Here is an 8,745-nt window from a genome sequence, read left to right as displayed (position 1 = left end):
GCAAACACCACGGCGCTGAGGACAGGCCTGAAGAGCAGGAACGTCGCTCTTGGCTACCTTGCGCTTACGAGGCTTACGCACCAACTGATTAATCGTTGCCATGTAAGCAAACTCCAAAAAACCATATCAATGAAACTTACCCCCAACAAAGGGGGTAAAATTTAAGGGACGCAAGTTTAAGCCCGCGCCCCCTGACAGTCAAGATGACTGATCTCTTTTTAACCACCTCCGCATAAGTAACTACACGGAGATGGTCTACCTGGCTCAACCTCCGCGGTTGAGCTCGGCACTCAGAGCTTCTTCAACATCGGCTGCAGTAACGCCCTGCTCTTCCAGTTCGCGTTTGCGTCGACGTTCGGCGTGATAGGCCAGACCGGTTCCAGCTGGAATAAGGCGACCAACCACGACGTTTTCTTTCAGGCCGCGCAGGTAATCACGCTTACCTGTAACTGCACCTTCGGTAAGTACCCGCGTCGTTTCCTGGAACGAAGCTGCAGAAATAAACGACTCGGTCGCCAGAGAAGCCTTGGTGATACCCAACAACAAACGTTCAAACCGTGCCGGCTCTTTGTCAGAAGCGTTCGCCTCTTCGTTGGCTTCAAGCACTTTGTTGATTTCCACCGAGTCACCAGACAGCAGCTGAGTATCACCCGGATCGGTGATTTCAACTTTGCGCAACATCTGGCGCACGATTACTTCAATGTGCTTGTCGTTGATCACTACGCCCTGCAAACGGTATACGTCCTGGATTTCATTGGTAATGTACTTCGCCAATGCAACCACACCCAGCAGACGCAGAATGTCGTGCGGGTTGGACGGGCCATCAGAAATCACCTCGCCCTTCTCAACAGTTTCGCCTTCGAACACGTTCATCTGGCGATGCTTGGGAATCAGAACCTCATAAGGATCTGCATCTCTCGGAGTGATCACCAAGCGCTTCTTGCCTTTGGTTTCCTTACCGAAAGAGATCATGCCACTGATTTCAGCGAGGATAGACGACTCTTTTGGTCGACGCGCTTCAAACAGATCGGCAACCCTTGGCAGACCACCTGTGATGTCTCGTGTCTTAGAGCTCGCCTGAGGAATACGGGCAACCACGTCGCCCAATTCGATACGCGCGCCGTTAGCCATAGTCACCAGGGCGTTCGCCGGCATGAAGAAAATCGCCGCACCGCCTCCAGGCAGATCTACATCGTTACCCGATTCGTCAACCATCTGGATTGCCGGACGGATATCTTTACCAGCCGCCGGACGCTCCTTCGGATCGATAACTTCCATGGTCGACAGGCCCGTGAGCTCGTCGGTCTGGGTGCGGACAGTAATGCCCTGATCCATGTTGACGAACTTGGCTGTACCCTCAGCTTCCGCGATGATCGGATGAGTGTGTGGATCCCACTTCGCCACCACAACACCCGCCTCAACATTATCGCCGTGCTTCACAGAGAGCACTGCGCCGTAAGGCAGCTTGTACCACTCGCGCTCACGGCCCTGATCGTCAGCAATCGCCAGAGCAGATGAGCGGGAGATAACTACCAACGAACCGTTTGTTTTCTCCAGGGATTTCAGGTTATGCAGGCGTACGGTACCACCATGCTTGACCTGAATATTATCGACTGCAGACGCCCGACTCGCAGCGCCACCGATGTGGAACGTACGCATGGTCAGCTGGGTTCCCGGCTCACCAATGGACTGGGCCGCGATAACACCAACGGCTTCGCCCACGTTCACACGATGCCCGCGGGCAAGGTCACGGCCGTAGCACTTGGAACAGATGCCGTGGCGAGTCTCACAGGTGATCGCAGAACGAACCCAAACCTCGTCCACACCAGCGCCTTCAAGCGCTTCAATCGTTTTCTCATCCAGCAAGGTGCCGGCAGGAACAACGGCATTATCCTTATCTATCGGAGTAAACGCATCCCGGGCAGTAACGCGGCCCAGCACACGAGCACCCAGAGGCACAACAACGTCGCCGCCTTCAATGTGCGGTGTCATCAGCAGGCCTTCTTCGGTACCGCAATCTTCTTCGGTAACTACAAGGTCCTGCGACACATCAACCAGACGACGAGTCAGATAACCGGAGTTAGCGGTCTTCAACGCCGTATCGGCCAGACCCTTACGAGCCCCGTGAGTCGAAATAAAGTACTGAAGTACGTTCAGGCCTTCACGGAAGTTAGCGGTAATCGGTGTCTCGATGATAGAGCCATCCGGCTTGGCCATCAGACCACGCATACCGGCCAGCTGACGAATCTGCGCAGCAGAACCCCGAGCGCCTGAATCAGCCATCATGTAGACAGAGTTGAAAGACTCCTGCATCAGGTCTTCGCCATCTTCACCCTTGATGGAGTTGCCGTCAGCATCAACGACTTTTTCCTTCGCCAGACGTTCCATCATGGCTTTGGAAACTTTGTCGTTGGCCCGTGACCAGATGTCGATTACCTTGTTGTACTTCTCACCTTGAGTAAGCAGACCAGAGGCGTACTGGGTCTCGATATCCTTCACTTCCTGAGAAGCAGCATCCACCAACTCATATTTCTCCGGCGGGATCTCAAAATCGTTGAAGCCGATAGAGATGCCCGATACGGTAGCGTACTGGTAGCCGGTATACATGAGCTGGTCAGCGAAGATAACTGTCTCTTTCAGCCCTGCATCACGGTAGCAGATGTTGATAAGGTTCGAGATCGCCTTCTTGACCATCGGCTTGTTGACCAGGTCGTAAGAAAGGCCATCCGGCACAATATCAAACAACAGAGCACGACCGACCGTGGTGTCCACGATCTTGTACTCTTCAGTACGCTCACCATTTTCAAGAATGGCAACTTCCTTCACGCGCACCTTGACGATTGCCTGCAGGTCTACCTGGCCTGCACCATACGCACGGTGAGCTTCTTTGATGTCGGCAAACACCATGCCCTCACCCAACGCACTTTTACGTTCACGCGTCATGTAATAGAGGCCGAGTACAACGTCCTGGGACGGAACAATAATCGGCTCACCATTAGCAGGTGACAAGATGTTGTTGGTGGACATCATCAGCGCACGGGCTTCAAGCTGGGCTTCCAGAGTCAACGGTACGTGTACCGCCATCTGGTCACCGTCGAAGTCAGCGTTGTATGCCGCACAAACCAATGGGTGCAACTGAATTGCCTTACCTTCGATCAGTACTGGCTCAAACGCCTGAATGCCCAGACGGTGAAGTGTCGGCGCGCGGTTAAGCATGATCGGGTGCTGACGAATGACCTCATCCAGAATATCCCAGACGACGCCTTCTTCGCGCTCAACCATCTTCTTTGCAGCTTTAATGGTGGTAGCCAGGCCGCGATGCTCAAGCTTGGAGAAAATAAACGGCTTGAACAGCTCAAGTGCCATTTTCTTAGGCAGACCACACTGGTGCAGGCGCAAATACGGGCCTACAACAATTACGGAACGACCGGAGTAGTCAACGCGCTTACCCAGCAGGTTCTGACGGAAGCGACCCTGCTTACCTTTGATCATATCGGCAAGGGACTTCAGCGGACGCTTGTTGGTGCCAGTGATGGCACGACCGCGACGGCCGTTGTCCAACAGCGCATCCACCGCTTCCTGAAGCATCCGCTTTTCGTTACGCACGATAATATCTGGAGCATTCAGTTCCAGCAGGCGCTTGAGGCGGTTATTCCGGTTGATTACCCGGCGATACAGGTCGTTCAGGTCAGATGTCGCAAAGCGGCCACCGTCCAGAGGAACCAGCGGGCGCAGGTCCGGTGGCAGAACCGGCAGAACAGTCATCACCATATCGCCCGGCTTATTGCCGGAATACAGGAAGGCCTCGAGAATTTTCAGGCGCTTGCTGAACTTCTTGATCTTGGTTTCGGAGTTGGTTTGCGGTATTTCTTCGCGCAAAGCATCTACTTCTTCCTGAAGGTCGATATCTTCAAGAAGCTGCTTCACAGCCTCCGCACCCATGCGGGCGTCAAACTCGTCGCCAAACTCTTCCAGAGCTTCGTAATACTGCTCATCGTTCAGCAACTGGCCGCGCTCAAGCGTTGTCATACCCGGGTCAATCACAATGAAGGACTCAAAGTAGAGTACACGTTCAATATCGCGCAGCGTCATGTCCAGCATCAAACCGATACGGGACGGCAGTGACTTGAGGAACCATATATGAGCGACCGGGCTGGCCAGTTCAATATGCCCCATGCGCTCACGGCGAACGCTAGCCAGTGCGACTTCAACACCACACTTTTCGCAGATAACTCCGCGATGCTTCAGGCGCTTATACTTACCGCACAGGCATTCGTAATCCTTGATCGGCCCAAAGATCTTGGCGCAGAACAGGCCGTCACGCTCAGGTTTGAACGTACGGTAGTTAATAGTCTCAGGCTTCTTAACTTCACCAAAGGACCATGAACGAATCATGTCGGGTGACGCCAAACCAATACGGATGGCATCAAATTCCTTACTTTGGTTCTGGCTCTTGAGAAGATTCAGCAAATCTTTCATCAGTAAAAGCTCCGGATGGCGTTAATCTCGGGCGGGCACACCAGGTGCCCGCTCACGCTGCCAAAAACAATTCGGCTCACTCAGATTCCAGCTCGATGTCGATACCCAGCGAACGGATTTCCTTGACAAGAACGTTGAAGGATTCCGGCATGCCGGGCTCCATACGATGATCGCCATCAACAATGTTCTTGTACATCTTGGTCCGGCCGTTCACATCATCAGACTTGACGGTGAGCATTTCCTGCAGCGTATAAGCTGCACCGTAAGCCTCAAGGGCCCACACTTCCATCTCACCGAAGCGCTGACCACCGAACTGCGCCTTACCACCCAGCGGCTGCTGGGTTACCAGGCTGTACGAGCCGGTCGAACGGGCGTGCATCTTGTCATCGATCAGGTGGTTGAGCTTAAGGATATACATATACCCCACGGTCACCGGACGATCGAAAGCATCACCGGTACGACCATCGTAAAGCTTGGTCTGACCTGTCGTGCTCAATCCGGCCAGCTCGAGCATGTGCTTGACTTCGGACTCTTTAGCGCCATCAAACACTGGCGTGGCCATCGGAACACCACCGCGCAGGTTGTGACACATCTCCAGGATTTCCTTATCACTCAGGGAATCCAGGTCCACTTTGAACACTTCGTCCGAGTGGTTATAGATCTCGTCAAGCAGCTTACGCAGCTCCGCAACCTTGCGCTGCTCATCAAGCATCTTGGCGATGCGCTCACCGAGACCCTTAGCCGCCGCGCCCAGGTGAGTTTCCAGCACCTGACCTACGTTCATCCGTGAGGGAACACCCAGCGGGTTGAGAACGATATCGACGGTGTTGCCATAGACATCATAAGGCATGTCCTCGATCGGCTTGACCGACGAGATAACACCTTTGTTACCGTGACGGCCGGCCATCTTGTCGCCCGGCTGGATACGACGCTTGATCGCCAGGTAAACCTTAACGATTTTCAAGACACCCGGCGCAAGATCATCACCCTGCTGCAACTTGCCTTTCTTATCGTCAAAGCGCGCCTCGTGCTCTTTTTTGCGCTCTTCAAGTCCCTGCTCGGATTTTTCCAGCAGTTCATTGAGGTTCTCGTCCTGCATGCGGAGCTTGAACCAGTCTGGACGAGGCAGCTCTGACAGATAGCTTTCCTCGAGGCTTGCACCTTTTTTCAGGCCGGGGCCACTGATTACGGGCTGGCCTTTCAGCGCATTAAGAAGCCGCTCAAACGTTGCACCTTCAACAATACGGTACTCGTCTTTCAAGTCTTTGCGATATTGATCCAGCTGCTCTTTTTCGATTGCCTTCGCACGCTGATCTTTTTCGATACCATCGCGGGTAAAGACCTGTACATCAATAACGGTACCCCGGGTGCCTGTAGGCACTCGTGAAGAAGTGTCTTTTACATCAGACGCCTTCTCACCAAAGATTGCCCTCAGAAGCTTCTCCTCCGGCGTCAGCTGGGTCTCACCTTTCGGTGTCACCTTGCCTACCAGAATGTCGCCGGGGCCTACTTCAGCACCTATGTAAACAATACCGGACTCATCCAGCTTGGACAGCGCACTCTCACCCACGTTTGGAATATCCGCGGTGATTTCTTCACTGCCGAGTTTGGTATCACGAGCCACACAGGTCAGTTCCTGAATGTGGATAGTGGTCAGGCGGTCTTCCTGAACGACCTTCTCGGAAATGAGAATGGAATCCTCAAAGTTGTAACCGTTCCAGGGCATGAACGCGATGCGCATGTTCTGACCCAGAGCCAGTTCACCGAGGTCCACAGACGGCCCGTCTGCCAGCACATCACCGCGAGCGATGGCATCGCCCTGGCGAACAATCGAGCGCTGGTTGATACAGGTATTCTGGTTCGAACGGGTGTATTTGGTTAGGTTATAGATATCTACACCTGCATCACCCGCCTCGGTTTCCTCGTTGTTAACACGCACCACGATACGAGCAGCATCGACGCTTTCGATAACACCGCCGCGACGAGCTGTTACACAAACGCCGGAATCCTGCGCAACTGTACGCTCAACACCGGTACCAACCAAAGGCACTTGGGAGCGCAATGTCGGGACCGCCTGGCGCTGCATGTTCGCACCCATGAGGGCGCGGTTAGCATCATCGTGCTCAAGGAACGGAATCAACGACGCTGCGACAGATACAACCTGACGCGGCGATACATCCATGAAGTTAACGCTTTCAGGAGGCATGACCGTTGTTTCATTCTGGTGACGCACCGTTACCAGCTCGTCCATAAGGCGCTTGCCATCATCCATCGCGGCACTGGCCTGTGCGATAACGTAGGTGCTTTCTTCAATAGCCGAGAGATAAACCAGCTCATCAGTTACTACGCCGTCCACGACCTTCCTGTATGGGCTCTCTAGGAAACCATAAGAGTTGGCACGTGCGTATGTAGCCAGCGAGTTAATAAGACCGATGTTCGGCCCTTCCGGTGTTTCGATCGGGCACACGCGACCATAATGAGTCGGATGAACGTCACGAACTTCAAATCCGGCTCGCTCACGAGTCAGACCGCCTGGCCCAAGTGCCGAAATACGACGCTTGTGAGTAACTTCAGACAGTGGATTGTTCTGATCCATAAACTGGGACAACTGGCTGGAGCCAAAGAACTCCTTGACTGCAGCTGCCACCGGTTTTGCGTTGATCAGGTCCTGAGGCATCAAACCTTCACTTTCCGCCAGGCTCAGACGCTCACGGACCGCACGCTCTACCCGAACGAGGCCGACACGGAACTGGTTTTCAGCCATCTCGCCTACGCAACGAACACGGCGATTACCCAGGTTGTCGATATCATCGACATTACCCTGGCCGTTGCGGATATCAATCAATGTCTTCAGGACGTCGATTATATCTTCGTGGGTCAGAGTGCCTTCACCCGTACTTTCTTCGCGACGCAGCCGACGGTTGAGCTTCATCCGGCCAACAGCAGACAAGTCATAACGCTCTTCAGAGAAGAAGAGGTTGTTGAACAGGTTCTCTGCGGAGTCCTTGGTGGGCGGCTCTCCGGGACGCATCATCCGATAGATCTCAACCAGAGCCTCAAGTGGGCTGCGAGTCGGATCGATACGCAGGGTATCGGACATAAACGGACCACAATCCAGATCGTTGGTGTAAAGAGTTTCGATGTCTTTTACACCAGCATCCAGAATCTTGGTAACGACTTCCTCGCTGAGCTCGGTGTTACACTCAACAAGCACTTCACCTGTCGCCTGATCAATCATATCTTTAGCCAGAACCCGGCCATAAAGATACTCAGTAGGGACCTGAAGCTCATTGATACCGGCTTTTTCCAGCTGCTTGATGTGACGAGCCGTTATGCGTCGGCCTTCTTCAACGATCAGCTTGTCTTCGTTGTCCTTGATATCAAACGTCGCAATATCACCGCGCAGACGGCTGGGGACAAGTTCAAGCTTGCACGTTTCAGCGCCCAGCGCGAATTTACTGGTATCAAAGAACATTTCAAGCATCTGCTCGGATGTATAACCAAGCGAACGCAGAAGAATCGACGCAGGCAATTTGCGTCGACGGTCGATACGAACGAATACGGCATCCTTCGGATCGAACTCAAAGTCGAGCCAGGAGCCACGGTAAGGAATCACCCGAGCTGAATACAGCAGCTTGCCGGATGAGTGGGTCTTACCTTTATCATGATCAAAGAACACACCGGGAGAGCGGTGGAGCTGGGAAACAATAACTCGCTCGGTACCGTTAATAACGAAGGTACCATTCTCGGTCATCAGGGGCATTTCGCCCATGTAGACTTCTTGTTCCTTGATGTCCTTGATCGCCTTGTTGGACGACTCTCTATCATAAATGATGAGGCGGACTTTAACTCTCAGCGGCGCCGCATAAGTCACGCCCCTAAGCTGGCATTCCTTGACATCGAATACTGGCTCACCAATGCGGTAACTCACGTATTCGAGCGCGGCATTGCCAGAGTAGCTGGCAATCGGGAATACGGATTTGAATGCTGCGTGAAGACCGGTTTCCCGACGGTCTCCAGGAGCAGCTTCCATTTGCAGGAAATCCCGGAATGAATCCAGCTGAATAGACAGCAAATAGGGGACATCCATCACGGAAGGCAATTTACTAAAATCTTTGCGAATCCGCTTTTTCTCAGTGTAGGAGTAAGTCATCTGCATTCCCCAGCTTTAGACCTGATACCTGGTATCAAGAAGCAACCAATGTTTTGCTTCGGGGCCGAATTGCTCGGCTTATCGCGCCGTCTTGAACAAAGACTCCGGTAGTT

At 53.3% G+C, this 8,745-nt stretch carries 2 protein-coding genes and 1 pseudogene; all 3 read right to left on the bottom strand.

What is annotated here, in order from left to right; genetic code table 11:
• A pseudogene (gene rpsL / locus ACN0RL_RS19250) lies at positions 1-102 on the bottom strand (30S ribosomal protein S12); the annotation flags it as partial.
• A gap of 162 nt (positions 103-264) precedes the next feature.
• Positions 265-4,479 carry a DNA-directed RNA polymerase subunit beta' gene (rpoC, locus tag ACN0RL_RS19245; protein WP_417519768.1) on the bottom strand — a complete coding sequence of 1,405 codons (4,215 nt, stop codon included), beginning with the start codon at positions 4,477-4,479 and terminating at the stop codon, positions 265-267.
• A gap of 76 nt (positions 4,480-4,555) precedes the next feature.
• Positions 4,556-8,632 (bottom strand): DNA-directed RNA polymerase subunit beta, encoded by a 4,077-nt coding sequence (gene rpoB, locus ACN0RL_RS19240; protein ID WP_417519766.1) that lies wholly within the window; start codon positions 8,630-8,632, stop codon positions 4,556-4,558.
• Positions 8,633-8,745 lie beyond the last annotated feature (113 nt).

This window comes from Marinobacter sp. (assembly GCF_048259445.1).
GTDB lineage: Bacteria > Pseudomonadota > Gammaproteobacteria > Pseudomonadales > Oleiphilaceae > Marinobacter.
This window is presented reverse-complemented; position numbering and strand designations above follow the sequence as displayed.

Coding starts and splice junctions, on each gene's coding strand:
- rpoC (WP_417519768.1), bottom strand. CDS start 4,479: ATGAAAGATTTGCTGAATCTTCTCAAGAGCCAGAACCAAAGTAAGGAA.
- rpoB (WP_417519766.1), bottom strand. CDS start 8,632: ATGACTTACTCCTACACTGAGAAAAAGCGGATTCGCAAAGATTTTAGT.